Here is a 25,732-nt window from a genome sequence, read left to right on the forward strand (position 1 = left end):
TTGCCAGCTTCCATCCCATCGATATCGGAGACCATGCAGCAACTAAGATGTTGCGTAGTCGTTCCCACATTCAACAATGGCAAGACCTTAAAAAGGGTATTGGACGGTATATTGAACCACACCCAAAACATCATTGTTATCAACGATGGATCTACGGATGCCACTAGTGAAATACTCAATTCGTATCCCGAACTGATACAGGTACATCTGGACAAAAACCAAGGGAAAGGCCATGCACTTCGGACAGGGTTCAAAAAGGCATCGGGGTTAGGGTATCATTTTGCAATCACCATAGATTCGGATGGCCAACATTTTCCCGAGGATATCCCCGTTTTTATCAAAGCCCTTGAAGAGGAATCCTCAAAAAAGGTCTTGTTTATAGGTTCCAGGAATATGCAGCAATCCGACGTTCCGGGCCGTAGCAGTTTTGGAAACCGGTTTTCCAATTTCTGGTTTTGGGTAGAGACCGGCAAATGGCTGAAGGATACCCAGTGTGGGTTTCGCCTTTATCCTTTGGAGACGATAAAGGACATGAAATTCTATACCCCAAAATTCGAGTTCGAAATAGAGGTTATTGTCCGATCGGCCTGGAAGGGAATATCGGTCAAGAATATTCCGATCAATATTCTATACGATGATCCGGAGCGTGTTTCCCATTTTAGACCAATTATCGATTTTGCTAGGATAAGTGTGCTGAATACCTGGTTAGTATTGGTTGCTTTGGTCTATATTAAACCTCGTGACCTTATACAACGGCTCAAAAAAAAAGGGTTTAGACGTTTTTTCTACGAGGATTTTTTACACAATCAGGATTCTCCCCGGAAAAAAGCATTTTCCATTGCCTTGGGGGTTTTTATAGGGCTCAGCCCTTTATGGGGGTTTCATACGGTCACTGTGATTTTTTTGGCCCTTTTGCTTAAACTGAACAAGGTTATCGCCTTTGCTTTTTCCAACATCAGTATCCCTCCCTTAATTCCTTTGGTATTGTATTTAAGTCTACAGACCGGGGCATGGGTCACCGGAAGGGAATTGAACTTTTCCATCCATGAGATAGATGAGAATTTTGAAATCATTAAAAACTTACAGACTTACATCATTGGCAGTCTAACGCTATCTACCTTCTCCGCATTGATCCTGGGTTTTTTGGCCTATGTATTTTTATCCATCTTCGACCGGAAAAAAATAGCTGTGCACAATGGATAGTTTTTTCCATCGCACATACCGATTTTTTTTGGGACAAAAGTGGCTGGGACTTACCATGGTTTTAGCAATCCTTCTAGGGCTTTCGGCCTTAACGGGCAAAATAAAATTTGAGGAGGACATCACCAAGCTCATCCCTGTAAACTCGGAAAACGAGGCCTACCAAAGGGTATTGAAAACACTTCAATTTACGGATAAGATTATCCTAAATATAAAGCTACAAAGTGAAGGTTCCGAAGACGATCTTACCCAATACACCACACAGTTTCTGGATAGTCTTAAGGCCAACACCCAAGGATACATAAAAAATATCCAGGGAAAGGTAGGTGATGATGAAGTGTTACAAACCTTAGATTTTGTCCATAAAAACCTGCCCCTGTTTCTGGATACAGCGGATTATGGTACCATCCGACAAAAAATTAAAAGGGATAGTATTGCGGCCCTGACAAAGGAAAATTACAAGACACTGATTTCCCCATCGGGAATCGTTACCAAAAAGAACATTTTGCGAGATCCCCTAGGGCTGTCCTATATCGCCTTAAAAAAGTTACGGCAATTGGGAATCGCAGATGGATTTACGCTAAAGGATGGATTTCTTTTGAGCCAAGATCGACAAAACATTTTACTGTTTGTTACCCCCACTTACGCCTCCAATCAGACTTCGGAGAATGAACCCTTCGTCAGGGAACTGTATCGAATACGGGATGTATTGAATCCTGCTTTCGAATCCAAGGCCGTGGGCGAGTATTTCGGAGCGCCTTTGATAGCCGTAGCCAATGCACAACAGATCAAAACGGATATTCAGTTTACCGTTGGAATCGCATTGACGCTTTTGCTCATCCTTTTGATTTTCTTTTATCGGAAACTGACCTTGCCCATTATTCTCTTTTTACCCACGGCTTTTGGAGGGTTGCTGGCAGTGGCCCTATTGTATTTTATCCGTAGGGAGATTTCCGGTATTTCTTTAGGTATAGGTGCCGTATTGCTAGGGGTAACCCTGGACTATTCGCTCCACATCCTCACACATATCAGGAACAACCGTTCCATCCAAAGTTTGTATTCAGAGGTTGCCCCATCAATCTTGATGAGCAGCCTTACCACGGCCTCGGCTTTTTTGTGCCTGTTGTTTCTAGAATCACAAGCTTTACAAGATCTTGGGATTTTTGCGGCGGTGAGTGTTCTGGGCGCATCCGTATTTGCCCTTTTTTTTATCCCTCAGGTATATGGGGCCAAAACAGCCGAAAAGAAAAGCATAACTTTCCTGGATTCAATTGCCGCCTATGACTTTCAGGGAGACCAATGGCTCTTCGGGTCGCTCATGGCATTCTTTGTTATCAGCCTTTTTACCTACAGTTCCGTAACCTTTAACAAGGATATTGCGAAATTGAACTATGAACCTCTCCGACTGGCAAATGCCAGAAAGCATTTGGAAAATCTGACTGATCTAGGGGCTAAATCCCTTTACGTGACTAATTACGGGAATTCCAGGGAAGAAGTATTACAGTTTAATGATAGTATTTATGCTTCCTTAAATCGGCTTAAGGGCAAAGGAAAAATTTTAGGGTTCAGTTCCATAGGTGCGCTTGTCCGTTCAAAAAAGGAACAAAATGAAAAGATTCGCCTTTGGAAAGCGTTTTGGAACGATAACCGTATTCGTTCCGTTACTACTTCCCTCGTCGATGTGGGCCGGGAATATGGGTTTAAACCTAAGACGTTTGATCAATTTTATACGCTGCTCCATTCGGATTTTAAACCTTTGGAAATTGAAGATTACAATCTGGTGAACTCCTTTTCGGTAGATGACTACCTATCTACAAAAAACGGATTTACGACCGTAAGTTCGTTGGTAAAGGTAGATTCATCCCAAATAGGGTATGTCCGCGAAATCTTCTCGAATACTGCCCAAACCGTCCTGATCGACCGACAGGGCATGAACGAAACTTTTTTGGGCCATCTTAAGAATGACTTCAATAGGCTTATCGGGTATTCCGTATTGGCCATAGTAGTGCTCTTATTACTTTTCTTTCGAAGTCTGTCCCTCACCTTGGTAACCAGTATTCCCATTTTCCTCACCTGGTTTTTAACCATAGGTATTATGGGGCTCTTGCAACTGGAATTCAATATTTTTAATATCATCATCTCTACTTTTATCTTTGGGTTGGGCGTGGATTACAGTATTTTTATGACCAACGGCCTTCGGACGGAATCTCGCACCGGTGAGAAAGCCCTGTCCACACACCGAACTTCGATTATCCTTTCCGTTGCTACCACCATTTTGGGTGTCGGCGTACTGATTTTTGCCAAACATCCTGCCTTATATACCATTTCCGTAGTTTCCTTGATCGGTATCCTCTCGGCAGTTTTGATCGCCTTTACGATACAGCCTATGCTCTTTCACCTGTTCATAGGAAGTAAGAAAAAAAGACCTATCTCCCTAAGATACCTAATCCATTCGTTACTCTCTTTCGGCTATTTTGGTTTGGGCGGACTTTTGTTTTCCCTTTATGCCAAGATTGTGTTGACGCTCTTTCCCAATAGTAGGGAGAATAAACAATTAGGGTTCCACAAGGCGGTATCCCTTTTGATGAAATCCGTCCTCTATACCAATCCTTTTGTACGTAAGAAAGTCATTAACGAACATCGTGAAACCTTTGAAAAACCGGGCATGCTTATAGCCAACCACACCTCATTTCTGGATATCCTGGCCATTGGCATGTTGGATCCCAAGATTATATTCCTTGTGAATGATTGGGTCTACAACTCTCCTATTTTTGGAAGTGCGGCCAAGTTGGTCGGGGCTTATCCCGTTTCCGATGGATTGGAAAATGGGGAAGATTATCTTAAGGGCAAAGTAGCCCAGGGATTTTCATTGATAACCTTCCCGGAGGGTACCCGTTCCCGTACCAATAAAATAAGACGTTTTCATAAAGGGGCTTTCTATTTGGCAGAAAAATTGGGCTTGGATATCCTTCCCGTACTCATTCACGGCAACTCAGAAGTCTTGCCCAAAGGGAGTTTTATTATTAGGGACGGTAGTATTACCCTTAAAATTCTACCTCGTATCAAAACCAATGATTCTACCTTTGGAATCGATTACACACAACGGACGAAACGAATAAGTGCCTATTTTAAGAAGAACTTTCTTGCCTTTCGCAGGGAATTGGAACAGGAAACCTACTTTCACAAGTCCGTTTTGGAGGAGTATCGGTTTAAAGGGAGGAAATTATACGGGAAGATTCGGCTAGATCTAAGAAAAAATGCCAATGTCTATGCACAGCTTTTGGATTTTCTTGGAAAGAAAGCGCACATCATTCATCTCTCCGAGGATTATGGTCAATTGGATTTTCTACTGGCCCTGGATTCACCCGACCGTAAGATCCATGTTTATCTTAAGAAGGAAACCATTCGGCAAATCGTCCAAAACAGTTTTATTACCAAACATCACAAAAATATTCAGGTAACCGCTACCCCTACCGATGCCTTGGCAAATGAAGCCCAGATATTACTGATCGATTTAAATCCCTTGGATTGGGAGCCCATCCAAAACAAAATAAATGAAATTGGTATCTTACTGTTATTGAAGAAGGGGATGGACCTCCCCTTGAAAAATATTACGGACACCGGCTTTACGATAAGCGCGCAAAATGATAATTTTATCATAGCCAAAAAAGCAGTACAGGATGAAAGAGCATTATGATGTGGTCATCATTGGTAGTGGTATGGGCGGACTGGTAGCGGCAAATATTTTGACCCGCGAAGGACGTAGCGTCTGTGTTCTGGAGAAAAACAACCAATATGGGGGCAATCTTCAGACCTTTGTTCGTGAACGTACCATTTTCGATACCGGGGTACACTACATCGGCGGACTTTCCGAAGGGCAAAATCTTTATCGCTATTTCAAATATTTGGGCATCTATGACGACCTTAGGCTTAAGAAGCTGGATGATAGCTTCGACATCATTACGTTCGATGACGATACAAAGGAATATCCTCACGCCCAGGGATATGAGGATTTTGAGAAATCCCTTATCGCACAGTTTCCCCATGAGGCTCAGGGAATTACCGCCTATTGTAAGGAATTAAGGGAGACCTGTAATAAATTCCCCTTATATAACTTGAACCACGGCAAACCGTATTATGATGATGAGGAGATGTTTCGAACCCCGGCCAAGGCCCTTATCGATTCCATGGTCGGCGATACGAAATTAAGGGCCGTATTAGCGGGATCTAATCTGCTCTATGCAGGGGAACCGGACAAGACCCCATTCTACGTACATGCACTTTCCGTCAACTCCTATATAGAAAGTTCCTATCGTTGTGTAAACGGGGGTAGCCAAATTACCAAATTATTGATAAGACGGCTTAAGGAAAATGGGGGAGAGGCCTACAAACACCATGAAGTGGTGAACTTTGGTTATGAAGGAAAAAAATTGACCTATGCCGAAGTCGCAAACGGAAAACAAATAAAGGGAGATTTGTTCATTTCCAATATTGAGCCCAAAAGTACCTTAAAACTGGTCGGTGCGGACAAGTTCAGAAAATCATATTCAAATCGGATAGAACAGATAGAAAGTACGATCTCTGCGTTTAGCCTGCATTTGGTCCTAAAACCAAAGACCTTCAAATATTTGAATTACAACTACTACCATTATAAAGATCCAGTAAAGGTTTGGGAAGGGCATCGATATACCGAAAAAAGTTGGCCGGAAAGCTATATGGTCAGTATGGGAGTGAGCAAAGCTACGGACGGTTGGGCGGATCAAATGACCGCTATTACCTACATGCGATATGATGAAGTAAAACCTTGGGAAAACACGTTCAATACCGTAGCAAATAAAAATGACCGAGGACAGACGTATACACAGTTTAAGGAGGCCAAGACCGAAAAGTTCCTCAACGAACTTGAAAAAAAATTCCCTAATATCCGGGAATGTCTTCAGTCTGTATACACCTCCACACCCCTCTCCTATCGGGATTATATCGGTAGTAATCAAGGGGCCATGTACGGTTATGTCAAAGACATCAACTACCCTTTAAAATCCTTCATTTCCCCAAGGACCAAAATCGGGAATTTATTCTTTACCGGTCAAAGCCTAAACATGCACGGTATTTTAGGGGTAACCATAAGTGGTGTGGTTACTTGCTCGGAAATTTTGGGAAGGGACTATTTGTTAAATAGGATTCTGAAGCAAGAAAAAGAGAATACAACTGCTAAAATAAACGTGTAATGGGAAAATTCAGGACGGTTCCGGTAAGCAGGGTCAAGAATATTTCCAAAAAGGATTTCCTGGAAAACTATTACAATCCCCAAAAACCCGTTTTAATAGAGGGCCTCACCAGAGATTGGCCCGCTTACGGGAAATGGAACCTGGACTACATTCAGCAACGGGCCGGCGATCAAATTGTTCCCTTATATGATAGTAAGCCCACGAAGGGCAAACAAAACTCCGCGGCACCGGCCACTGAAATGAAATTGTACGACTATCTCGAACTATTGAAAAATGAACCGACCGATCTTCGTATTTTTTTCTATAATATCCTGGATAGTATGCCCGAACTCGCAAAGGATTTTGAATATCCAGATTTGGGCCTTAAGTTTTTTAAACGTTTGCCGGTAATGTTCTTTGGGGGCGAGGGCTCAAAAGTATTGGCCCATTATGATATGGATCTGGCTGACTTGACCCATGTCCATTTCCACGGTACCAAAAACGTAACCCTTTTTAAGCCCGAGCAGACCAAATATCTATATCGGGTACCCTTCTCGGTCCACAATCTGGAGACTATAGATATGGATAATCCCGATTTTGAAAAATATCCTGCACTGCAGAACGTTCAAGGGATCCATGCTGAAATGAAACATGGGGACGCCCTCTATATGCCCAGTGGCTATTGGCATTTCATCAAATATATGACTGGGGGGTTTTCTATTACGTTGCGGGCTTTGCCCACCAAGCCACAACGTTTGTTGAAAACCGCTTCCAACGTCTTGTTCATGCGAAATTTTGAAAATATAATGCGAAGGACCATGGGGCAAAAATGGGTAGACTACAAGGAAAATAAAATGGTGCGGCGTATCAATAAAAAATACGGGAAACCGGTAGTCTAATGCAAGGACAAGGCTACATACGAGGCATATATCCTGTATTTTTCCTAGTATTCCTATTCATATCCTGTGGTGTTTCCAAATCCTTAAGGGATTTACCGGATATCAGTCAATACGAAGCAAAGACTCCGGAGCGGGTACGCCAATCCGATTCCACTTTCTCTTCCGAAAAGGGCTATTTGACAAAAAACAGCTATGGTCTATGGGAGCTGTACATAGAAGGCAATCCCTTGGAATTAGGGCTTACCACGGGAAGTCTTACCCAAGAGCTTTTTCACAAACAGGAAGATGCGCTGTTGAACAAGGTAAATGAACTAGTCCCATCCAATACCAAACAATACCTATTGCGTAAATTTTTGGCCTGGTTCAATCGCAAAATGTATCTCAACATACGGGAGGAATACAAAACCGAGATTTATGGCATCTCACAATACGCCTCGGAAACCTATGCCCATATAGCGGATGCCTATCCCCGTATACTCTATCTGCATGGGGCCCATGATATTGGCCATGCGTTACAGGATTTGGCCCTGGTAGGTTGTTCCTCCTTTGCCGTATGGGGAGATCAAACGGAGGACGGTCAGCTCCTAATTGGGCGGAATTTCGATTTTTACGCCGGGGACGATTTTGCCCAGGAAAAAATCATTGCCTTTATCAACCCGGATGAGGGTCATAAGTTTATGTCCGTAACTTGGGGCGGCATGATAGGGGTGGTCTCCGGAATGAACGATCAGGGGCTGACCGTTACCATCAATGCCGGAAAGTCAAAGTTTCCTTTGGTGGCGAAGACCCCGATTTCTTTGGTGACACGGGAAATCCTACAGTATGCCGCTACTATAGAGGAAGCGGTTGCCATAGCCCGGAAACGGGAAGTCTTTGTATCGGAATCCATTTTTGTAGGCAGTGCAAAGGACAAAAAAGCAGTGGTCATAGAGGTATCGCCCAAAAATTTTGGGGTTTACGAGGTTCAGAATACCGATCAACTCATTTGTTCCAACCATTTTCAAAGTGCTGCCTATGCGGCGGATAAAAAAAACCAAAGACATATTCTGGAAAGTCACTCCCAATATCGCTATGACCGTATGGAGGAACTATTAGGGGAAAGCGGCAAAACCACGGTACAGGCCGCAGTGGATATCCTGAGGGACAAACAGGGGTTGGACGGAAAGGAAATCGGGTATGGTAATGAAAAGGCACTCAACCAGTTGTTGGCACATCATGGTATTGTCTTTAAGCCGGAAGAGCTTTTGGTATGGGTCAGTACCAATCCCTACCAATTGGGCGAATTTGTAGCCTATGACTTGGACGAGGTATTTAAAAAGACAGTATCAGATTTTCAAAAAGCCCCCTTGGCGGAAAAGAATCTGACCATCCCTGAAGACCCCTTCCAACATTCACGGGAATACCAAAACTATCAGGAATATCGAAGGTTAAAAAACGAGGTTTTAACGGCTATTTTCAACGACCAACATCTGGAACAGGATCTTCTGACGGAACTACAGTTTAGCAACCCCAAATATTGGGAAGCCTATTATTTAACAGGAAGATATCAATACGGGAAAGGATATTACACCGCTGCCCTTACGGCCTTTGAGCAAGCCCTGACCAAAGAGATTACTACGGTTCCGGATAAAGAAAACGTAATGCGGTACATCAAAAAAATAAAGCGTAGATTGCATTTATGATTCCAGAAATAGAAAAGGCTTCGCCCGAAGAAATAAAGGCATTTCAAGAAGAAAGATTAAAAGAAACGCTCCACTATGTCCAAGAAAAATCACCCTACTATAAAAGACTTTTCAAAGAACACTCCATTGATATCAAGACGATTCGGACGCTAGCGGACTTGACTAAAATTCCGGTCACCACCAAAGAGCAGCTTCAAAACCATAATGACGATTTTATCTGTGTTCCCAAAAACAAGATCGTCGATTTTGTGACCACTTCCGGTACCTTGGGCGAACCGGTGACTATTGGCCTTACCGATGCCGATTTGGATCGTTTGGCGTACAATGAGGCCATTTCCTTGGCCTGTGCCGGTGTTACCGAAAATGACATTTTGCAATTGACAACGACTATAGATCGGCGTTTTATGGCAGGGATGGCCTATTTTTTGGGAGCCCGTAAGTTAGGGGCGGGTATCATCCGCGTAGGTGCCGGGATTCCGGAGTTACAATGGGATACTATCTTAAAATTCAGACCCACGTATCTGATCGTGGTACCTTCTTTTTTGTTGAAACTTATCCAGTATGCGGTCCAGCATGGTATTGATGTAAACTCCTCTGGAATCAAAGGGGCCATCTGTATCGGCGAATCGCTACGGAACCAGGATTTTTCATTGAATGTCCTCGCCAATAAGATAAAATCGGCCTGGGATATTGAACTCTATTCTACCTATGCCTCCACGGAAATGAGTACGGCATTTACGGAATGTAGCGAACAGCAGGGTGGACATCACCACCCGGAACTGATCATCGTGGAAATTCTTGACGAGAACGATCGGCCGTTACCGCCGGGTATGGAGGGGGAACTGACAGTTACCACGCTTGGTGTGGAGGCCATGCCCTTGGTACGGTTTAAGACCGGTGATATTGTGGTGGCCCATGATTCACCTTGTAATTGTGGAAGGAATACCCTGCGTTTGGGGCCTGTGGTAGGACGAAAAAAACAAATGATCAAGTACAAGGGTACTACCTTGTATCCCCCGGCCATGGATAACCTATTGAACGATTTCCAGGAGGTGGAAAGTTATGTCATAGAGATTTATCACAATAGTATAGGTACGGACGAAATAGGAATCAAGATCGCTTCCCGGAACGCTTCGAATCTGTTGTTGCACGATATAAAGGACCACTTCCGATCCAAGTTACGCGTTTCTCCGAAGATCGAGTTTTGCGAGGCTGGGGAAATTCAAAAACTACGATACTCGAAACTACGAAGAAAGCCCGTTACCGTTATTGATAAGCGGGGGCAATGACTTTTTCGGTATTCCGTTAAGAGTGTCGATCTGAGTGCAGTCGAAGACCTTGCCATTCAGCCATTCCCAGGTCTGTACTTAAAAATGAGTAAAGTTCCTAGATTCCGAGAGCAACAAATCATTTCGTTGCTACCTTTCTAGCGAATACGTTTTTGCGAGCGAAGCGAAGCAAACTGTCCAATCCCAGTCCAGGATCTACAGATCTCCTCATCGCTCTGTTCCTTACGAAAACTAATCAAAATAGAACAACCATCCATCGGACAAGTCGTTCCATTCAGGATTTATTGAATTAATCAAATTTTCCTTTCGCTGTCGATTTCCCGATTTTAGCTGTTTTTCCCTGGCCATGGCCTTTTTAATATCCGTAAATTCTTCAAAATAAACCAATCTGTCGCAATTGTACCGTGCTGTAAATCCTTTATAATATTTGGTTTTATGCTGATATATCCTTCTTACCAAATTAGTGGTAACTCCGACATAAATGACCGTTCGGTTCTTATTGGATGTAATATAAATGTGTGATTTTTTCATGCTGCACCTCATTGCAAGCAAAGCGATCGGTCTAGCTCATATTATGTATGGACTGACAGATCGCTTCGTCGCTACGCTTCTCGCGAATACGTTTTTGCGAGCGTTACTTCCCCAGCATCAACAACTCATTGCAACGTACTTCGGTAATGTATCGCTTTTCGCCTTCCTTGGTCTCATAGGAGCGATGTACGAGTTTCCCCTCCACGGCCACCTGCTTTCCTTTGGTAAGGTAGTTCTCCACAATCTCGGCGGTCTTGCCCCAGGCCACAATATTGTGCCATTGGGTGTCCTCTACTTTTTCGCCTTGTGCGTTTTTGTAGCTTTCGCTGGTGGCTATGGAAAATTTGGCGAGCTTGCTTCCGTTTTCCAAGTTTACGATTTCGGGATCTTGTCCCAGGTTTCCAATCAACTGTACTTTGTTTTTAATTGCGTTCATACTACTAATTTTTAAGATGAAACAGTTAATGCCATCGAACCTCCCTGATTCGACAAGGCAAACATAGAACGGTATGAAAAAAAGATTCGGTTGGGAAATATTTACTTTCGTTTGTAAACGTTTATTTTGTTTTAAATCAGGTATTTACATATAGGGATTAAAAAAACAATTTTTGAAGATAATCTGTTTAAATGACCCATTAGGTATACCTCCATTACATAGAGGTGCCTGAATCTAGTTCAATTAGGAAGTCGGACATTATTTCAGAGCCCAACCCTTCTTTTTAAGGGATTTTGACTACTAATTAAAATCCAAATGCTTTTTAAACATTATCTTTATATTCGCTTAGCAACTAACTGTTCTCCCATGAAAGTTCCCCAATTAGGCATTGCCCTTCTACTGTGCATGTTTCTTTGTAATTGTTCAAAAGACGAAAATCCAACTCCGGAACCCGACGCCCAAGAACCCGAGAATCCCGAGCCCAATGAAACACCTGAACCTGAGATGGAGGTTTATTTTGAGGCCGTGATAAGTGATAATCTCAACACGGATAATTCGGACAATTGGTTATTGACCCATGATAAGGAAGGAAGAATTCTGGACTACACATCTTTCGAGAAAAACGACACCATACGTTTTGAAATATCCAAGACCAGTGATTTGGACAAATTCACGGTGACCGATATCCGCTTTTCCACATTGACCGCAAGCTCTCCCTATACCCTTAATTCCTACACTGAAGTAGTCAATGGCAGTAGTTGGATTATTGGATCTTCAAATTCTAGCATCGAAACATATCCACAACCAAAGTTCAACGGAAATTTTAGATTTTCTGTTTTCGGTGAATTTCCAACTCCTTCAATGCTTAATATCTCGGATAAAAGAGGAAAAAATTCGGGCCGTGGATCGTTCTCTATGAGTATCGGCACATTTGGGGACTGGCGCTATGAAAAACTTGCTGATATATATGAGGATAATAATTATTATATCACTTTTATGAACAGTTTTGGCAATACCAGATATTATTATCTGGAAGAACCTCAACATCTTGAAGAATACAATCTAAACTTAAGCGATTTCTCCGAATTCGACTCTCATATCCTTATGAAATTACCGCCTACTTCAGAAATTTGGCTTTCCCTTAGAGGTTTCCCTGAAACACCAAAAAGCATCTCAAGCCCAGGTTATGATTTCTATAATTTCAATTCTGCCCATATAGGTGCTGAAATCAACAGGTTGTTTAAATTGGGCTATCTTGGAAATATGTTTGAGGGCCATTCCTTGAGTTTAACGAGCATTCAACAAGACTATCGCTATTATATCAATTATTTCGGGGCCGAACTTCCGGAAGGCCTGTTCGTACCCGATCAACCTTCTTTTAATATAGTTAAATCGGATATTAATGAATTCGAGATGTCTACCAATTTGGGTTACAAGAGAAAAGTCATTAGTTGGAGCAATCTTGAACCCCCCCAGTCTGATAACAGGAGAATCGAATGGAAAGTGTTTTCATCATCAACACCTTCTTCTGTTATTGGGATGATTCCGAAGGAAATAACGGATAGGTATCCGCAGATGGATGTTTCAGAACTCATCTACCAGTCAAGTTGCCTGTATGTGCAGCCCTATTCCCATATGGAATTCCTTAATGCACAATTTAGCGGGAATGTAGGAGTAGGTCTTGAAAATAGCGAATTTCACCAATTTGACTAAGATACGCTATCATACACAGCTAAAAGAAACGAAGTAATTTTTATTTTAATAACATCTAATATGAAACGACTTATTGCAATGCTAGGTGTTTTAGCTGTAATCGCCAACTGTGGTAAAAGTAACTCCAATGAAGAAGAAAAAGTAAATACCCTTCCCGAACTAACTACGGCCAATACTATTGAAATTACTGATAACGGGGCGACTATAGGGGGAAATGTATTAAATGATGGTGGTAGTGCGATTACATCTCGCGGAGTTTGTTGGAGCTTGTTTGAAAACCCCACCATTGAGGATGAAAAAACCATAGACGGGACAGGCATTGGTAGTTATACTAGTGAGATAACCGGGTTATCGCCAAATACCGAATATTTTGTTAGGGCTTATGCTACGAATGGTTCAGGGACCGCTTATGGTAATGAATTGAGATTTACAACGGTGGGCACTTTACCGGTACTAACTACTAAAGCAATTTCGATAGTAAATGAATATGTTGCTCTTAGCGGTGGCACAATATCGGATGATGGTGGAATCTCGGTAATTTCAAAAGGAATATGCTGGAGTACGAATCCAGGTCCGACCATTGATAATGACCTTAGTGAAGATGGTGAGGGAATTGGCGAATTTACCAGTAAACTAAGAAGCCTTGAACCAAATACGCAGTATTTTGTAAGAGCATATGTCAAAAATAGTTCAGGTACATTTTATGGTAATGAACTGTCATTTGGTACACCTGAAGCAATGTCATGGATTCCTAGAGCCAATATGGTTTACAACACATTTTATATCAATAGTTTTGCGATTGATGACGTTTTATATGTTGGTAATGGACGTAGGCAGTTTAATACCGCTCCAGAAGAAAATCTGTTCTTTAAGTATAATCCAACACAGGATTCTTGGGAAGAGATTGCGAGCTTACCTTGGGGAAGGAGACAATCCAGCATTTCTTTTTCAATCAATGGGTTTGGGTATGTAGGTTTCGGTCAAGATTGTTCGGGTCCCCCGGACATTTTTAATCCTACGTGTACTTTTGTTAATCATAACGATTTATGGAGATACGATCCCAATAGCGACAGTTGGTCCGAAATGGCTAAACATCCAGAAGATGGGGGGCCATTTGGCACTAGTTTTGTGATTGGTGAGAAGGCCTATGTTATATTTGTCGGTAACGAGCTATGGGAATATAATGCGACCACAAATGCTTGGCAGCAAAAAGCATCGTATCCGGGTAATTGTGGTTCTAGACGAACTGCATTCGCCATCAATGACAAAGGATATGTCGGATTTGGAATAACTGGTAAGATTGGAGGGAATTTGATTTGTGGGGATATTTGGGAATATGATCCGGCAAGTGATACTTGGATACAAAAAGCCGATTTTCCAGGGGGCCATAGATACAATGCTACCGGAGTGGGACTGGATGACTATGGATTTGTCTGCTTCGGGGAAGGTGAAGAAATCCCCGAATTTCCATGGAATATAAATCATAAGGATGTTTGGAGGTATGATTCCTCAAATGATGAGTGGACATTGCACCTTGTTACTTTTCCGGGAGAAGGTAGAACACAAGCAATTGCAGAAGTTGTCAACAATAAAATTATGCTGGGTCTGGGACACCGTGGAAATGATGCGTTTACTGATGTCTGGGAGTTCAATCCATTCGCAAATTGACTTCATCGAACGGATAGTCTATTCAGGTCAAGATTTCTATTGAATATCAAGTCTCAAATGGACATGGGAATTTGATTCTAGTTTACGAAAAACTTCATTTTGTCCCATATAGTATATAGGTGCCCTTTAAAACTATCACTTTACAAAACCCAAGAATCCCTTATCTTAGTACTACAAGGAAATACGAATTATTGATCGAAGATTTACATTGACCAAAATTTAAGCAATGAGTTCCGCCGGCCACATACTGGACATGCTAAAACGAATACGCCAGAACCGATCTTTGCGACCATCCAACCGTCAAAAATTCAAGGAAGATAACAGGGAAGTCATTTACAACGAAACCTATAAGGAAAACAAAGCCTCCTTTAAGGAATTCCCGGAATCGCAAGTAAAAGAAGTGGTGAATACAATTAGACGGGAGGCCAAAGCCAAAAGACGGAAAGAATTCGCTTTCCTTGCCCTGGTCATCCTAATAGTTGTGGCTATTGTTCTTTATGTGGTATAGCCCTTAATTAGCTTTGTTTCTCTCAAATGTGGACTTCCACCAATCCAAAAAATGAGATATAGAATACTCATAGTGTCCATAGCATTCATTCTAGGATGTAATTCACGAACATTGAAGGAATATGTCCTTCATGAAAAAGATTTGGTGCCCGAGGGAATCGCCTATTCAAAAAAGAAGGACGCCTTTTACCTAACGAGTGTGGCCAAATCCAAAATAGTAGAGGTAGATAGAAAATCGGGAACGCAGAAAGATTTTATACAGGAACATGAGTTTGGCTATACCCCGGGAGTTGGAATTTTAGTGGATGATAAACGAAATCTTCTACATGCCCTTGGTGGATACTATAGGTACAAGGATTCCCTTTCATCATTGTTTACCTTCGATATCCATACCAAAAAACTGTTACAAAGATATGACGTTACCGATGCGGGGGAACATTTCCTAAATGACCTCATCCAAGATGACAAAGGAAATCTATATATCACGGATTCAAAAGGTTCCGCCATCTATCTACTCAAACATGAAACTGGTTCCTTAGAGCTATTTTTTAAGTCCCCGGAAATCGAATTTCCCAATGGAATTGCCATTTCGGAAGACCATACCAAACTGTACATCGCATCATTTTCGAAAGGTATCCGGATACTCGATATTTCAACAAAAAGAATTCTAAACCAACCGGACACTTTGGGCATGTCCCAAGGAATAGACGGACTGGAATTTTACAAAGGTCATTTATATGCCATCCAAAATGGGGTTAGGGCAAATACATTTAATTTTAGAAAATTGATCCTTGATCAAACTCAAACAAGAATTGTAGATGTCGAAGTTATGGATGGGCACACTTCAAAACTGGATGTGCCGTTGACTTTTTGCTTGGTGAAAAATGAGGCAGTGGTTATAGGAAATTCCAATCTCCAATATTTAAATCAGGAAACCTTCAAATTCGTTGAATCGGATACGATTCCCAATACAAAATTGTTGGTGTATCCCATTGAATGATCAAAACGTTCGTTTTCCAATATCTATAATCCGTTTCGGCATATTCATAAAACAACCGCCCCTATCATTTGAGAAAACATTTCATGCCCTTATTGCTCGTCCCTAATTAAGTTCCGAACCATCGGCGAAAGAGTATTGCCTTGTACACCTGTTCGTCCTAATAAATACCGTCATGGGGTACCCGGGGAATATGGAATGAAAAAACCACGTTACCTTTTTAAAAAACAGCGTCCAAGAAATTGTCCACCAATTTCTTTTTATGTCCTTATAGAAGGAATCATAAGGCCCCTTGTAAAGAGGTTGTCCAGGTGAGATGATTTTTCACCACAAGGATGTCACCATAAAGGGATATCCGAAAAACTTGGAATGAATTGAATCAAATGACTAAAATGAAACCAATGATAAAAGAACAGATAAAGTTGCTCATAGAATTGGGTATCATGGATACGCTCATCAAGGGATTTGTGGACTATTCGTATGAAGGAAGAAAATATCTCTATAAGTCCGAAATGCATGCCGCTTCCAAAGATTTCCAAGAAGAGCTGCTAGGGCTTTTGGAGGAATGAAAAAACCACCTCATTTAGGACAGTCAAACCAACATAGACCAAAACTCCTATCTAATGCCGTACCTATAAAAGAAATCCCGCCAAACAAGTCTGTCCAAGACCACATCGATATTCCCGTCACCGGCAATGTAGTTCCCCGATTCAATCCTTATAGACGAAGTATCCCTTGGGCTGAATCCGGTATAAATTCCCAATGTGGTCCTATTGAAAATGAATTCGCCATTCTCTTTAAAGGTAATAATCATATGGATTTCGCCGCTTTCCTCAACAAGGTCTTCTGCAGGTCCATCAATCCTATGGGGAAACGAATGGAACCATGTACCCACCAGTTCGCGGGGATCGGTGGAAACGACAGGGGGAAGATCGTTATCGCAGGAGCCCATCATTACAAAAATGACCATTAGAAATCCGGTAAGACAGACTTTTTTCATCATATTATAAAGACGTTCCAAATTACCAAAGGTTGCCTTTATAAGGTAAGAAAAAAGTTACGTGAGAAGAACGGATCGATCCCCGAATGGACCGCTTCCCCTAAAGCTGTGGGGATTTAGTAGGGAAGGAAGGGTTTGAACCTACAAATCCGTTCCGTGGCGAATATAGAAAAACAGTTGCTAAATCAGACGAACCAAAAGAAAAGATCGATAAAATGCACTTTAAACGTACAGCCTTTGCCAAAATTGAAAATAGTTGGTTTTTAGGAACAAAATTTTGGGGTAATCGGTCATCTAGCCTTTTTTCGGGCATACGCAGCAATTATATTTGTTCAGCCTATCGGAATTATTGAAAACATGACCATGAAATCGAATTTACTATTGATTATCGCCTTACTGGCCCTTTCCATTTCCTATTCCCAACATAAAAGATGGAACGTAGAGGCCAACTACACCATAGTGCCCGGTGACGGTGTTTTCGGGGAGGATAATTTCATCGATGTAGGCATAAAATACAGATTCGTAAGATTAGGGATATTCCATTTGGGATTCGGGGTCAACGGGGGCTTTTCAAGGACTGATATCGAGAACACTGGTTTTGCAAGCCGTACCGACGATACATATTTGATCCAGCCCCGTGTCTTTACAGAACTTCGGATTCCCGGCCTGAAGAGACTCCGGCCGTCAGTGGGCCTAGGGGCCAGCTATGTCCATGTCGTTACGGATTACACTACCCAAAACGGTTTTGACGATTCGGACAGTTCCGGAAGTTTAGGGTTTAATCTTAACCTGGGCCTTTCTTATGACTTCAGTAGGCGATTCTTTATACAGGCCCAATACGATTTCATAGATCTGACCCCTGACGAAAATGTCCCGGACACAATAATAATCCTGAACCCAACGGACAACGGGAACATCAACAATATACGTTTGGGGCTGGGTTTCCGCTTTTGACCATAATGGGGAAGTCAGTACGGCCTTCATCATGCTTTCCAATCCACTTTATTAATTGGCGAAGAAAGGGAATGGCAAGGACGGCCCTATTAAGATTATCTCCTAATACTGGATACTGGACGGAGAAAAATGACTTTTCCGGACAATGACACCGGATACCCTTCTGCGAACTCATCAACGAGACGTACCGGAATCAGAAAGACCGGGAAACACTTTTGGATATAGAACGAATACTAATAGTCAAGAAGGACGACTATTGCCTTGTACCCCGATAAATGCTATAAGGGGATATCCGGAGAATATGGAATAAAAACCGCGTTACCTTTTCCGGAATCCGTGTCGAAAAAAGTGATGAAAACTTTTTTCAGATTGTTGTTCAAGGTAGTATGCTATACGGCTCTGATCGTTCCGGTATACTTTGTAACACTCTATGTACTGCAAACCAACCCCTTTATGATGGCCCTATGGTTATTGGGATGTATTCTTTTGGGAGGCGTCATCAAACCCCTGATAGACCTCTTGACCAACAAAATCTTTGATCGATAGGGCTAATCGACAAGGAAACCACCTTTCCCTTTGATAAAATGTACGCGTACCGGGACAATCGCAAAATGCTATTGGATATCTAGGCACAAGCTCGCAAATTTTCCAATCCCCACCGATTCCTAAAAGCGTATCGCCCTTTTTATTGCTTATCTTTAAATCACATGGAAAACCAAAAAACCTTTACAAAACGAATTGGGGGCTATCTCCATAAGATGATTCCGATAACCGATGCGAGCGGAAAGTTGATAAACTATATCGCCAAACCATTGATGGTCGAATTTAAGCCGAGGGACATCATGCAGGTGGTGATAGGCTCCACGATCCTTGCCCTTCCCGTAACCTATACCGAGGAAGCCTGGAATTTAGGGAACGAACTCCCCTTGCTTAACGTGGGGCTTCTCTCGTTACTGTCCTTGGTCTTTATTGCGCTCTTTGTGTACTTCAATTTCTATCGCTTTAATATCAAGGGAAACCTGTTCAACTATGGTAAAAGGGTCATTGCCACGTACCTGATTTCGGTATTGGTCGTTGGAATATTACTAACAATCATACAAAGATGTCCTTGGCAAACTGATTATCTACTGGCCATTAAACGTATTATAATCGTTGCATTTCCGGCCTCTATGAGCGCAACAATTAGCGATGTTATCAAATGAAGTGTTTTAGAAGTGACCATTTGTAAACTGGCTCTCAATATTATTAAAAATGGATTATTTACAAGAAATTGTTCATCAGATAGAACTTCATTCCGTTAATGGTATAAGGAACTGTTTCCAAAACGGTATTACCCCAAATGACAGCTACAAAGGAGAGCCCTTGATTAATGAATTGACCAGTGAATATTTGCGAGGCCCAAAATTTAAGGAATGTGTACGGGTCTTCGCGGAATTCGGACTCGAGTTTGGAGACAGGGCCCTACTAACTGTCTTGCTGGACGATGCCGAAAACCTACAGGCCCATATTACGGGCCATCCCGACATTGTAAACAAAAGATATACGATAAAGTGTGCTTACACCCCATTGTTTGAAGTGACCCTGTTACACATTTGTGCCGAATTCAATCATATGGCCTGTGCCGAAATCCTAGTAAAAAATGGGGCAGATGTCAACGCCCAAGCTGGAATCGATACCCACGGTTTCGGAGGACAGACCCCGATTTTCCATACGGTAAATCAAAACTTAAATCAGTCTGCGGAGATGTTGGACTTTCTGCTGTACCAATCCGCCGACCTACATACAACCGTTAAAGGGTTTATTTGGGGCCAGGGTTATGATTGGGAAACCTTGATTCCCGCCGTAAACCCGATCAGTTATGCGATGATGGGGCTGTTGCCCCAAATGCACCGGAACGAAACGGTGATTTCGGAAACCGTATCCAAATTGTTACGGCATGCCTTCGGCATCGACTATATGGCCAAAAACATCCCGAACAAATATCTGCAACCCTAAATGGAGTGAAATAAAAGAGGTTTGTCCAGATCCGGACCTATTCAACTTTTAACAATGCCTCGATTTTTTCCATCCTTTCGGCAATGGACTTTAAGCTTTCGTTTTCTTTTTCAAGATGTTGGATCCGCTTCTCCTGGGCAATGGTATATAGGGTAAGCTCCTCTATCTTCTGTAACAATTTGGAATCCATTTCTCCCAAGAAGATACCATTCTCGGCAACCTCTTTGGCACTTGGGATGTCCTTTAAGTGGCCTTTAGCTTTTATATGGCCCTCGACCTCTTCCAGGGTTGGTAGGTCATAATCCTTTTCAAAGACAAAATCTGCCCAATTAGTGTAGTTGGCCACCTTTACCTCGGTCGCGGCGATTCTTCCGTTTACCCCAAGTTTAAAGCCTTTGGTATCCGTCGTCCCAATTCCTACATCCCCGTCGTTGAAAATCGATAGATATATATTTTGTCTGCTGACGATGTCCTCGACTTGGCTTGAGACCCTATGGCCGATATCGAACCTATTGCCGGAAGTCGAGGTCCTTTGTTGCAGGGTCCATGATGATGTTTCGTTCGTCAATATTATTGAAGAGCCATGGTTTCCGGCATCGGTAGACAATAATTGCAATCTGGCATCCATGCCCTCAATTAAAGAAAATGTATATGGGTCGTAAAAACCATTGGCGCTTCCTTCATAAACATGAAACTTTGATGACGGAGTCGTCGTTCCTATCCCCACATATCCTGAAGCGGGAAAGGTATTGGTCTGGCCAAAGGCAATAGCACAGCCGAATAGGGCAAAAAGAAAGATTGGGGACGTTTTCATTTTGTTGGAGGGGTTTAATATTATTTACGTTTAAAAATGTATGTTTTTACTTTGTTTGACAATCGATGCCCAAAAAACCAGGAAAAGGAAGAGTCACTTTTTAGGAGCTTGTTCTCTAATGTTTGTATGCGCAATTTTTATGCTTTTCTATCCTGATGAATCTATTTGGTTTCGGCCGACTCCTTTTTTAGCTGCAAGTTTTCCTTTTCCAATAGTTCCATACGCTTGTTCATATCTATTATGTATAGCGTAAGCTCTTCTATCTTCCGTAACAATTTGGAATCCATTTCACCCAAAAAGATGCCATTCTCAGCGACTTCCTCTGCACTTGGAATGCCCTTTAAGTGACCTTTGTCCTGGATATATTTCTCGACTTCTTCTAGGGTTGGTAGGTCATAATCCTTTTCAAAGACAAAGTCCGACCATCCGGTTTCCACCCTCACCTCTTTGGCCCTGACATTCCCGTTGACCGCGAGTTTGTAGGTACCGGTATCCATGGTACCGATACCCAAACTGCCCGCTTTTATGTACGAGTCGCCATCATCTCCCCGGAGTAATATGTCCGGCGTTCCCGTATCGGAGTTGTCCATTATCTGGAGCGAAGCCACCGATCCATGACCATCAATCTTCACCATTCTATCAACAAGGATATTTCCGTTGATATCCAGTTTTTCATTAGGTGCGGTGGTTCCAATACCCACATTTCCCTCATAGGTTATTTTCATTAAGTCGGCAAGACCGTTGCTGAAATTAAACCCCCGCCAATTTGAACTGTTATTTATATTTACCCCATCGTCGTTAAGTCCAATATCCAATCTGTATCCGCTCGAGTTTGATCCTGTAAGGAATCTTAGTTCCTGATTTCCGTCCTTAAAATGCAATTTTGCGGTCGGTGAAGTAACACCAATTCCCAAACTCCCTGAAGCGGTTATGTTTCCCGTTGCTTCCAAATTTCCATTTGCATCTACATTACCAACGTCGATATGGGTAAAACTGGTTCCGGAGTCGGTATTCCAAAATCGGATTCTTTTATTATTGCCGTCATAAAACATTCTGACGGCCGAACCGTCATCATATGAGCCGTTAAAGGGCTCCATGGTAAAGTAACTATTGGTATGTGTCAGTACGCCTGAGTACGATTGTGAAAAAACGAATGAGGTACAGCCCAACAGGGCAAAAAGAAAGATTCGGATAGTTTTCATTTTATCGGGGTTTTAACTAATGTTTATGGTTAAATATGTTTTTGCTTCATTTGACAATTGGCACATAAAAGTTTAGGGTAAAGACGAGTCATTTTTATACTCTTCTATCTAAATGAATCTATTCAGATTTAGCTGACCCTTTTTTTAGCTGCAAGTTTTCCTTTTCCAATAGTTCCATACGCTTGTTCATATCTATCATATACAGCGTCAATTCCTCGATCTTCTCCAAGAGCTTCATATTCATCAAACCCAATTCCAATCCGTTTTCCTCCATTTCAGCGGCGGAAGGAATGTTGGGCAAATGTCCCTTTTCCTGGATATGCTGCTGTACTTCTTCCAAGGACTTTAAGTCATAGCCCTCCTTAAAGACATAGTCCGGTCCCGGAACGGAAAGGTCTACCTTTACTTCCTCGGCATGGATACGGCCCTTTACGGTTAGTTTTGAATCCGGTGAATTGGTGCCTATTCCAATATCTCCATTGACCGATAACGTAAGGGCAGAGGCGGACCATGATGTGCCATTGACAGAAGGATAAAACCTCAGCGAGTAATTTCCAGGGGAATTCCTAGTCGAAATGGACCAGGAAAATCGATTGTTATTTTTAAAGACAAAATCTGTTGGCTTATCTGTAACCGATTCTAGAAAAACTGTTCCCCTATTCAATACATCTTTTACAATAAGTGATGCTTCAGTAGAATAAATAGCACCGGAAGATTCAATCTCCAACTTCGAATTCGGGGTTTTCGTCCCAATCCCTACATTTCCATCATCGTTATTGAACCACATTACCGGTAGAAATGTTCCACCATAGTAACGCCACAGTGCCAAGTCGTACTGTTCACTGGCGTTTCTCGTCCCTAATTCCCATTTAATGGCGTTATTGGATCGAAATTCAAGAGGGACTTTATTGGCGGTATTCGCATCGTTCAAAATAAGTTTTGCCCCATACGAACTTGGCTCGATGGTTACGGTTTGATCGTAGGTTATCTGACCGTAAGTGGCGGTCACGAACAGTAGGCACAATAAGATACTAAGTTTTTTCATTCGTAGGGGATTAAATTAATATGTATGGTTAAAAATGTACGTCTCTATTTTCTTTAAAGATTGACATCTAAAAGTCGAGGACAAGGGCTAATAATTTTTTAAGAACTTGTTACATAATATATGCAACTATCGATTTTAAGTCCATCATTCATAAGGAATCTATTTCAACTTCGTCAACTCCTTTTTCAGTTCTGAGTTCTCCCTTTTCAATTGCTTTACCTGCTTGTTCACTTCTATCATATATAGCGTAAGCTCCTCGATCTTCTCCAGGAGCTTCATGTTCATCAAACCCAATTCCACCCCGTTCTTCTCCATTTCTTGGGCGGAAGGGATGTTGGGCAAATGCCCTTTTTCCTGGATATGCTGCTGTACTTCTTCCAATGACTTTAAGTCATAGCCTTCCTTAAAGACATAGTCCGGCCCCGGAACGGAAAGGTCTACCTTTACTTCCTCCGCATGGATACGCCCCTTTACGGTTAGTTTTTCGTCAGGGGCCGTCGTACCGATGCCTACATTTCCTGCTGAAATATGATTGCTAGTGCCATCGGTATAAAAAGCAATTTTTTCGATACCTTCTTCATACATATGTAATCTTGCCCCATTCGTTGATTTTTCCGCAATTTTAACAAGAGCATTGTTAGAGTTGTTTGCTTCCAAAAGTAACCCGCTATTTGTAGAACTAACGCTGTTCGATTTAACCGATAATGGAGCTAACGGAGAAACCGTTCCAGTTCCTATTCCGACATTGCCATTGGAGCTTATCCGCATTCGTTCAACAAGGTTATTAATCCCATTCCCGTCGTTTGTCTGAAACGCAATATATCCGGGAACCGCACCCGCAGCTACGCTTTCGGCATTGAATCCTATATGGGCGACCCTGTGGTAATTGGTGCCATCAAAGCCCATACCTCTTACCCACAATGTATTGTCCCCGGCGGTAAGGGTCGATGGCGAGGATTCCGAACCCCTGGCTCCATATCCAAGGATTCCGAATCCTCCAGAGGAGGTCCTGAACGAATTGCCCCTCAAATAAACAACATCACCATCCTCTACGAGGTGAAGGTTGGAAGCCGGGTTTGTAGTACCTATTCCAACATTGCCCCCTTGAGGATTTATCAAGGTTTTACCTTTGCTGTAATGATTTAAATAAAGGCCAAAACCATTTTTAGAATCTACGTGTAAATTACCGTTTGTTGCAACTATGGAAGCTCTATCCGTACCCCGTTCGTGACCTCCAACTTTTAAATATTCATTCCAAGTAGAGTTCGGTCCATAATAATGATACCCGTCTCCGGTTACCGGGATTGATTGAGATCTTAAAGCTAAGTTTATTCCAATTAGGGCAAAAAGAAAGATTTGGGAAGTTTTCATTTGGTTTGGGGGTTTAATAAAATGTAAGTTTTTATATGGCTTTACTGAAGAATATGTGTCATTTGATAAATGTTGGAGAGTAGGGTCAGCTTATTTACCTTCAAGATGCTCCACCCTTATTTTAAGTTTTTCTATTTCCATATGGCTTGCCTCAAGTTGTTGAAGAAGCTGAAGTTGATAAAGCGTCAATTCCTCGATCTTCTCCAAGAGCTTCATGTTCATTATACCCAATTCCACCCCGTTTTCCTCCATTTCTTGGGCGGAAGGAATGTTGGGCAAATGCCCCTTTTCCTTTATATAGTGCTGTACTTCTTCCAAAGATTTCAGGTCATAGCCCTCCTTAAAGACATAGTCCGGCCCGGGAACGGAAAGGTCCACCTTTACTTCTTCGGCATGGATACGGCCCTTAACTGTGAGTTTATCGTCCGGGGCCGTTGTTCCGATTCCCACGTTTCCATTATCGGAAAAAGTGGCCACGGTGGAACCAGTGGTATCCTCGTCCAATCTTAATTGTTTAATACTTCCTGTTTCCGTGGTCCAAAGATTGAACTGGGCATTGTTCGCATCGTTCTTTATCCTAAGTGCTCTTTGATCGCCATTAATGTGGACTTGAAGCCTAGCTGCCGGATTCGTGGTCCCTATACCCACATTGCCTACGCCATAATTAATATTAGCTCCATTTTCTGTCCAAATGGATTGTCCATTGATTTTCGCTCTATATGGGACATCAACGGTGTTTGTACCTGTCAAAGGTTCGTCTACCGCCGTCCAGCCCTGATAGTTTACAGCTAGATCCTGTGGGAGACCCTTTGCAAAGGCTCTTATCTGAAATCTATTAAAGTATTCCCTTGAATCGATATAGATTATAACATTCCCGTTTTCGTTGGAAAGTTTTATCGTGGGTGCGAAAGTTCCGTGACTTGAAGCTCCAAAATTGATGAAATCTCCATTGTAGATATACCAATTTAACATGATTCCGATAGATCCGCTTCTTCCATAATTATATCCTTCGATGATGATCGTTGGCATTAATGCGTTATTTTGGAAAGGCAGATTTGTTTTGATTTTGATACCGTTAGTTGGAGTACCGTTCAAATGATAATGCAAAGGAGTGTAGCTTTGGGCCCAGGCCATAGAGCAGCAGAACAGGGCAAAAAGAAAGATTTGGGTAGTTTTCATTTTGTCGGGGGTTTTTCATAAGTAGCATTCAAATGTAGGAATA

Annotated in this window: 23 protein-coding genes; 15 read left to right on the forward strand and 8 right to left on the reverse strand. The window is 42.1% G+C overall.

Going from position 1 to position 25,732, the window contains the following annotated elements:
* Positions 1–33 precede the first annotated feature (33 nt).
* Genes ACO06Y_RS02935 through ACO06Y_RS02960 form a run of 6 tightly spaced genes read left to right on the forward strand, consistent with a single transcriptional unit; the run spans position 34 to position 10,277 of the window.
* On the forward strand, positions 34–1,203 hold the full coding sequence (locus tag ACO06Y_RS02935; RefSeq protein WP_422082331.1) for a DUF2062 domain-containing protein: 1,170 nt from the start codon (positions 34–36) through the stop codon (positions 1,201–1,203).
* Complete coding sequence (locus ACO06Y_RS02940) at positions 1,196–4,897, forward strand: MMPL family transporter (RefSeq protein WP_422082332.1); 3,702 nt, start codon at positions 1,196–1,198, stop codon at positions 4,895–4,897. The genes ACO06Y_RS02935 and ACO06Y_RS02940 overlap by 8 nt, the downstream gene beginning before the upstream one ends.
* Entirely contained in the window at positions 4,881–6,428 is a 1,548-nt protein-coding gene (locus ACO06Y_RS02945) for a phytoene desaturase family protein (protein ID WP_422082333.1), read from the forward strand. The genes ACO06Y_RS02940 and ACO06Y_RS02945 overlap by 17 nt, the downstream gene beginning before the upstream one ends.
* On the forward strand, positions 6,428–7,306 hold the full coding sequence (locus tag ACO06Y_RS02950; protein ID WP_422082334.1) for a cupin-like domain-containing protein: 879 nt from the start codon (positions 6,428–6,430) through the stop codon (positions 7,304–7,306). Before ACO06Y_RS02945 ends, ACO06Y_RS02950 begins: the two co-directional genes overlap by 1 nt.
* Positions 7,306–8,988 (forward strand): C45 family autoproteolytic acyltransferase/hydolase, encoded by a 1,683-nt coding sequence (locus ACO06Y_RS02955; protein ID WP_422082335.1) that lies wholly within the window; start codon positions 7,306–7,308, stop codon positions 8,986–8,988. Before ACO06Y_RS02950 ends, ACO06Y_RS02955 begins: the two co-directional genes overlap by 1 nt.
* Positions 8,985–10,277 carry a phenylacetate--CoA ligase family protein gene (locus tag ACO06Y_RS02960; protein ID WP_422082336.1) on the forward strand — a complete coding sequence of 431 codons (1,293 nt, stop codon included), beginning with the start codon at positions 8,985–8,987 and terminating at the stop codon, positions 10,275–10,277. The genes ACO06Y_RS02955 and ACO06Y_RS02960 overlap by 4 nt, the downstream gene beginning before the upstream one ends.
* Positions 10,278–10,508: 231 nt before the next feature.
* Here the strand turns inward: ACO06Y_RS02960 and ACO06Y_RS02965 are convergent, their stop codons facing one another.
* Both ACO06Y_RS02965 and ACO06Y_RS02970 read right to left on the reverse strand, forming a co-directional pair.
* A complete protein-coding gene (locus ACO06Y_RS02965) occupies positions 10,509–10,808 on the reverse strand; it encodes a GIY-YIG nuclease family protein (RefSeq protein ID WP_422082337.1) in 300 nt (99 codons plus the stop codon).
* 103 nt (positions 10,809–10,911) lie between these two features.
* Positions 10,912–11,244, reverse strand: coding sequence for a single-stranded DNA-binding protein (locus ACO06Y_RS02970; RefSeq protein WP_422082338.1), 333 nt, complete (start codon positions 11,242–11,244; stop codon positions 10,912–10,914).
* 366 nt (positions 11,245–11,610) lie between these two features.
* Between ACO06Y_RS02970 and ACO06Y_RS02975 the strand changes: the two genes are divergently transcribed.
* The 5 genes from ACO06Y_RS02975 (at position 11,611) to ACO06Y_RS02995 (ending at position 16,698) form a co-directional block, all read left to right on the forward strand.
* Positions 11,611–12,957 carry a hypothetical protein gene (locus tag ACO06Y_RS02975; RefSeq protein WP_422082339.1) on the forward strand — a complete coding sequence of 449 codons (1,347 nt, stop codon included), beginning with the start codon at positions 11,611–11,613 and terminating at the stop codon, positions 12,955–12,957.
* 60 nt (positions 12,958–13,017) lie between these two features.
* Positions 13,018–14,625, forward strand: a complete 1,608-nt coding sequence (locus tag ACO06Y_RS02980; RefSeq protein WP_422082340.1) for a hypothetical protein — start codon at positions 13,018–13,020, stop codon at positions 14,623–14,625.
* A gap of 226 nt (positions 14,626–14,851) precedes the next feature.
* A complete protein-coding gene (locus tag ACO06Y_RS02985; RefSeq protein WP_422082341.1) occupies positions 14,852–15,133 on the forward strand; it encodes a hypothetical protein in 282 nt (93 codons plus the stop codon).
* A 51-nt stretch (positions 15,134–15,184) separates the two neighbouring features.
* A complete protein-coding gene (locus ACO06Y_RS02990) occupies positions 15,185–16,132 on the forward strand; it encodes an SMP-30/gluconolactonase/LRE family protein (protein WP_422082342.1) in 948 nt (315 codons plus the stop codon).
* A gap of 389 nt (positions 16,133–16,521) precedes the next feature.
* The gene (locus ACO06Y_RS02995; RefSeq protein ID WP_422082343.1) at positions 16,522–16,698 is read left to right on the forward strand and encodes a hypothetical protein; all 177 of its coding nucleotides are present in this window, start codon (positions 16,522–16,524) and stop codon (positions 16,696–16,698) included.
* Between the two features lie 47 nt (positions 16,699–16,745).
* Here the strand turns inward: ACO06Y_RS02995 and ACO06Y_RS03000 are convergent, their stop codons facing one another.
* Positions 16,746–17,132 carry a hypothetical protein gene (locus ACO06Y_RS03000; protein ID WP_422082344.1) on the reverse strand — a complete coding sequence of 129 codons (387 nt, stop codon included), beginning with the start codon at positions 17,130–17,132 and terminating at the stop codon, positions 16,746–16,748.
* Positions 17,133–17,492: 360 nt separating this feature from the next.
* Between ACO06Y_RS03000 and ACO06Y_RS03005 the strand changes: the two genes are divergently transcribed.
* The 4 genes from ACO06Y_RS03005 to ACO06Y_RS03020 all read left to right on the forward strand — a co-directional run bounded on the left by ACO06Y_RS03005 (position 17,493) and on the right by ACO06Y_RS03020 (position 20,078).
* Positions 17,493–18,083, forward strand: a complete 591-nt coding sequence (locus ACO06Y_RS03005) for an outer membrane protein (protein WP_422082345.1) — start codon at positions 17,493–17,495, stop codon at positions 18,081–18,083.
* A 351-nt stretch (positions 18,084–18,434) separates the two neighbouring features.
* A complete protein-coding gene (locus ACO06Y_RS03010; RefSeq protein ID WP_422082346.1) occupies positions 18,435–18,629 on the forward strand; it encodes a hypothetical protein in 195 nt (64 codons plus the stop codon).
* Positions 18,630–18,790: 161 nt separating this feature from the next.
* Complete coding sequence (locus tag ACO06Y_RS03015; protein WP_422082347.1) at positions 18,791–19,285, forward strand: DUF2391 family protein; 495 nt, start codon at positions 18,791–18,793, stop codon at positions 19,283–19,285.
* 49 nt (positions 19,286–19,334) lie between these two features.
* Positions 19,335–20,078, forward strand: coding sequence for a hypothetical protein (locus tag ACO06Y_RS03020; protein ID WP_422082348.1), 744 nt, complete (start codon positions 19,335–19,337; stop codon positions 20,076–20,078).
* A 37-nt stretch (positions 20,079–20,115) separates the two neighbouring features.
* On the opposite strand, the gene ACO06Y_RS03025 is transcribed toward ACO06Y_RS03020, so the two are convergent.
* The 5 genes from ACO06Y_RS03025 to ACO06Y_RS03045 all read right to left on the reverse strand — a co-directional run bounded on the left by ACO06Y_RS03025 (position 20,116) and on the right by ACO06Y_RS03045 (position 25,689).
* Positions 20,116–20,892, reverse strand: coding sequence for a hypothetical protein (locus tag ACO06Y_RS03025; RefSeq protein ID WP_422082349.1), 777 nt, complete (start codon positions 20,890–20,892; stop codon positions 20,116–20,118).
* Positions 20,893–21,053: 161 nt separating this feature from the next.
* Positions 21,054–22,094 carry a hypothetical protein gene (locus ACO06Y_RS03030; protein WP_422082350.1) on the reverse strand — a complete coding sequence of 347 codons (1,041 nt, stop codon included), beginning with the start codon at positions 22,092–22,094 and terminating at the stop codon, positions 21,054–21,056.
* A 118-nt stretch (positions 22,095–22,212) separates the two neighbouring features.
* Positions 22,213–23,139, reverse strand: a complete 927-nt coding sequence (locus tag ACO06Y_RS03035; RefSeq protein ID WP_422082351.1) for a hypothetical protein — start codon at positions 23,137–23,139, stop codon at positions 22,213–22,215.
* A gap of 159 nt (positions 23,140–23,298) precedes the next feature.
* Entirely contained in the window at positions 23,299–24,510 is a 1,212-nt protein-coding gene (locus tag ACO06Y_RS03040; protein WP_422082352.1) for a hypothetical protein, read from the reverse strand.
* A gap of 90 nt (positions 24,511–24,600) precedes the next feature.
* Positions 24,601–25,689: a hypothetical protein gene (locus ACO06Y_RS03045; protein WP_422082353.1), complete on the reverse strand. Its 1,089-nt coding sequence runs from the start codon at positions 25,687–25,689 to the stop codon at positions 24,601–24,603.
* Positions 25,690–25,732 lie beyond the last annotated feature (43 nt).

This window comes from Ulvibacterium sp. (assembly GCF_965228935.1).
Taxonomy (GTDB): domain Bacteria; phylum Bacteroidota; class Bacteroidia; order Flavobacteriales; family Flavobacteriaceae; genus Ulvibacterium.

Coding starts and splice junctions, on each gene's coding strand:
- ACO06Y_RS02995 (WP_422082343.1), top strand. CDS start 16,522: ATGAAACCAATGATAAAAGAACAGATAAAGTTGCTCATAGAATTGGGT.
- ACO06Y_RS02940 (WP_422082332.1), top strand. CDS start 1,196: ATGGATAGTTTTTTCCATCGCACATACCGATTTTTTTTGGGACAAAAG.
- ACO06Y_RS02965 (WP_422082337.1), bottom strand. CDS start 10,808: ATGAAAAAATCACACATTTATATTACATCCAATAAGAACCGAACGGTC.
- ACO06Y_RS02975 (WP_422082339.1), top strand. CDS start 11,611: ATGAAAGTTCCCCAATTAGGCATTGCCCTTCTACTGTGCATGTTTCTT.
- ACO06Y_RS03005 (WP_422082345.1), top strand. CDS start 17,493: ATGAAATCGAATTTACTATTGATTATCGCCTTACTGGCCCTTTCCATT.
- ACO06Y_RS02955 (WP_422082335.1), top strand. CDS start 7,306: ATGCAAGGACAAGGCTACATACGAGGCATATATCCTGTATTTTTCCTA.
- ACO06Y_RS02970 (WP_422082338.1), bottom strand. CDS start 11,244: ATGAACGCAATTAAAAACAAAGTACAGTTGATTGGAAACCTGGGACAA.
- ACO06Y_RS02935 (WP_422082331.1), top strand. CDS start 34: ATGCAGCAACTAAGATGTTGCGTAGTCGTTCCCACATTCAACAATGGC.
- ACO06Y_RS03010 (WP_422082346.1), top strand. CDS start 18,435: ATGAAAACTTTTTTCAGATTGTTGTTCAAGGTAGTATGCTATACGGCT.
- ACO06Y_RS02950 (WP_422082334.1), top strand. CDS start 6,428: ATGGGAAAATTCAGGACGGTTCCGGTAAGCAGGGTCAAGAATATTTCC.
- ACO06Y_RS02985 (WP_422082341.1), top strand. CDS start 14,852: ATGAGTTCCGCCGGCCACATACTGGACATGCTAAAACGAATACGCCAG.
- ACO06Y_RS03025 (WP_422082349.1), bottom strand. CDS start 20,892: ATGAAAACGTCCCCAATCTTTCTTTTTGCCCTATTCGGCTGTGCTATT.
- ACO06Y_RS02990 (WP_422082342.1), top strand. CDS start 15,185: ATGAGATATAGAATACTCATAGTGTCCATAGCATTCATTCTAGGATGT.
- ACO06Y_RS03040 (WP_422082352.1), bottom strand. CDS start 24,510: ATGAAAACTTCCCAAATCTTTCTTTTTGCCCTAATTGGAATAAACTTA.
- ACO06Y_RS02945 (WP_422082333.1), top strand. CDS start 4,881: ATGAAAGAGCATTATGATGTGGTCATCATTGGTAGTGGTATGGGCGGA.
- ACO06Y_RS03035 (WP_422082351.1), bottom strand. CDS start 23,139: ATGAAAAAACTTAGTATCTTATTGTGCCTACTGTTCGTGACCGCCACT.
- ACO06Y_RS02960 (WP_422082336.1), top strand. CDS start 8,985: ATGATTCCAGAAATAGAAAAGGCTTCGCCCGAAGAAATAAAGGCATTT.
- ACO06Y_RS03000 (WP_422082344.1), bottom strand. CDS start 17,132: ATGATGAAAAAAGTCTGTCTTACCGGATTTCTAATGGTCATTTTTGTA.
- ACO06Y_RS03015 (WP_422082347.1), top strand. CDS start 18,791: ATGGAAAACCAAAAAACCTTTACAAAACGAATTGGGGGCTATCTCCAT.
- ACO06Y_RS03030 (WP_422082350.1), bottom strand. CDS start 22,094: ATGAAAACTATCCGAATCTTTCTTTTTGCCCTGTTGGGCTGTACCTCA.
- ACO06Y_RS03020 (WP_422082348.1), top strand. CDS start 19,335: ATGGATTATTTACAAGAAATTGTTCATCAGATAGAACTTCATTCCGTT.
- ACO06Y_RS02980 (WP_422082340.1), top strand. CDS start 13,018: ATGAAACGACTTATTGCAATGCTAGGTGTTTTAGCTGTAATCGCCAAC.
- ACO06Y_RS03045 (WP_422082353.1), bottom strand. CDS start 25,689: ATGAAAACTACCCAAATCTTTCTTTTTGCCCTGTTCTGCTGCTCTATG.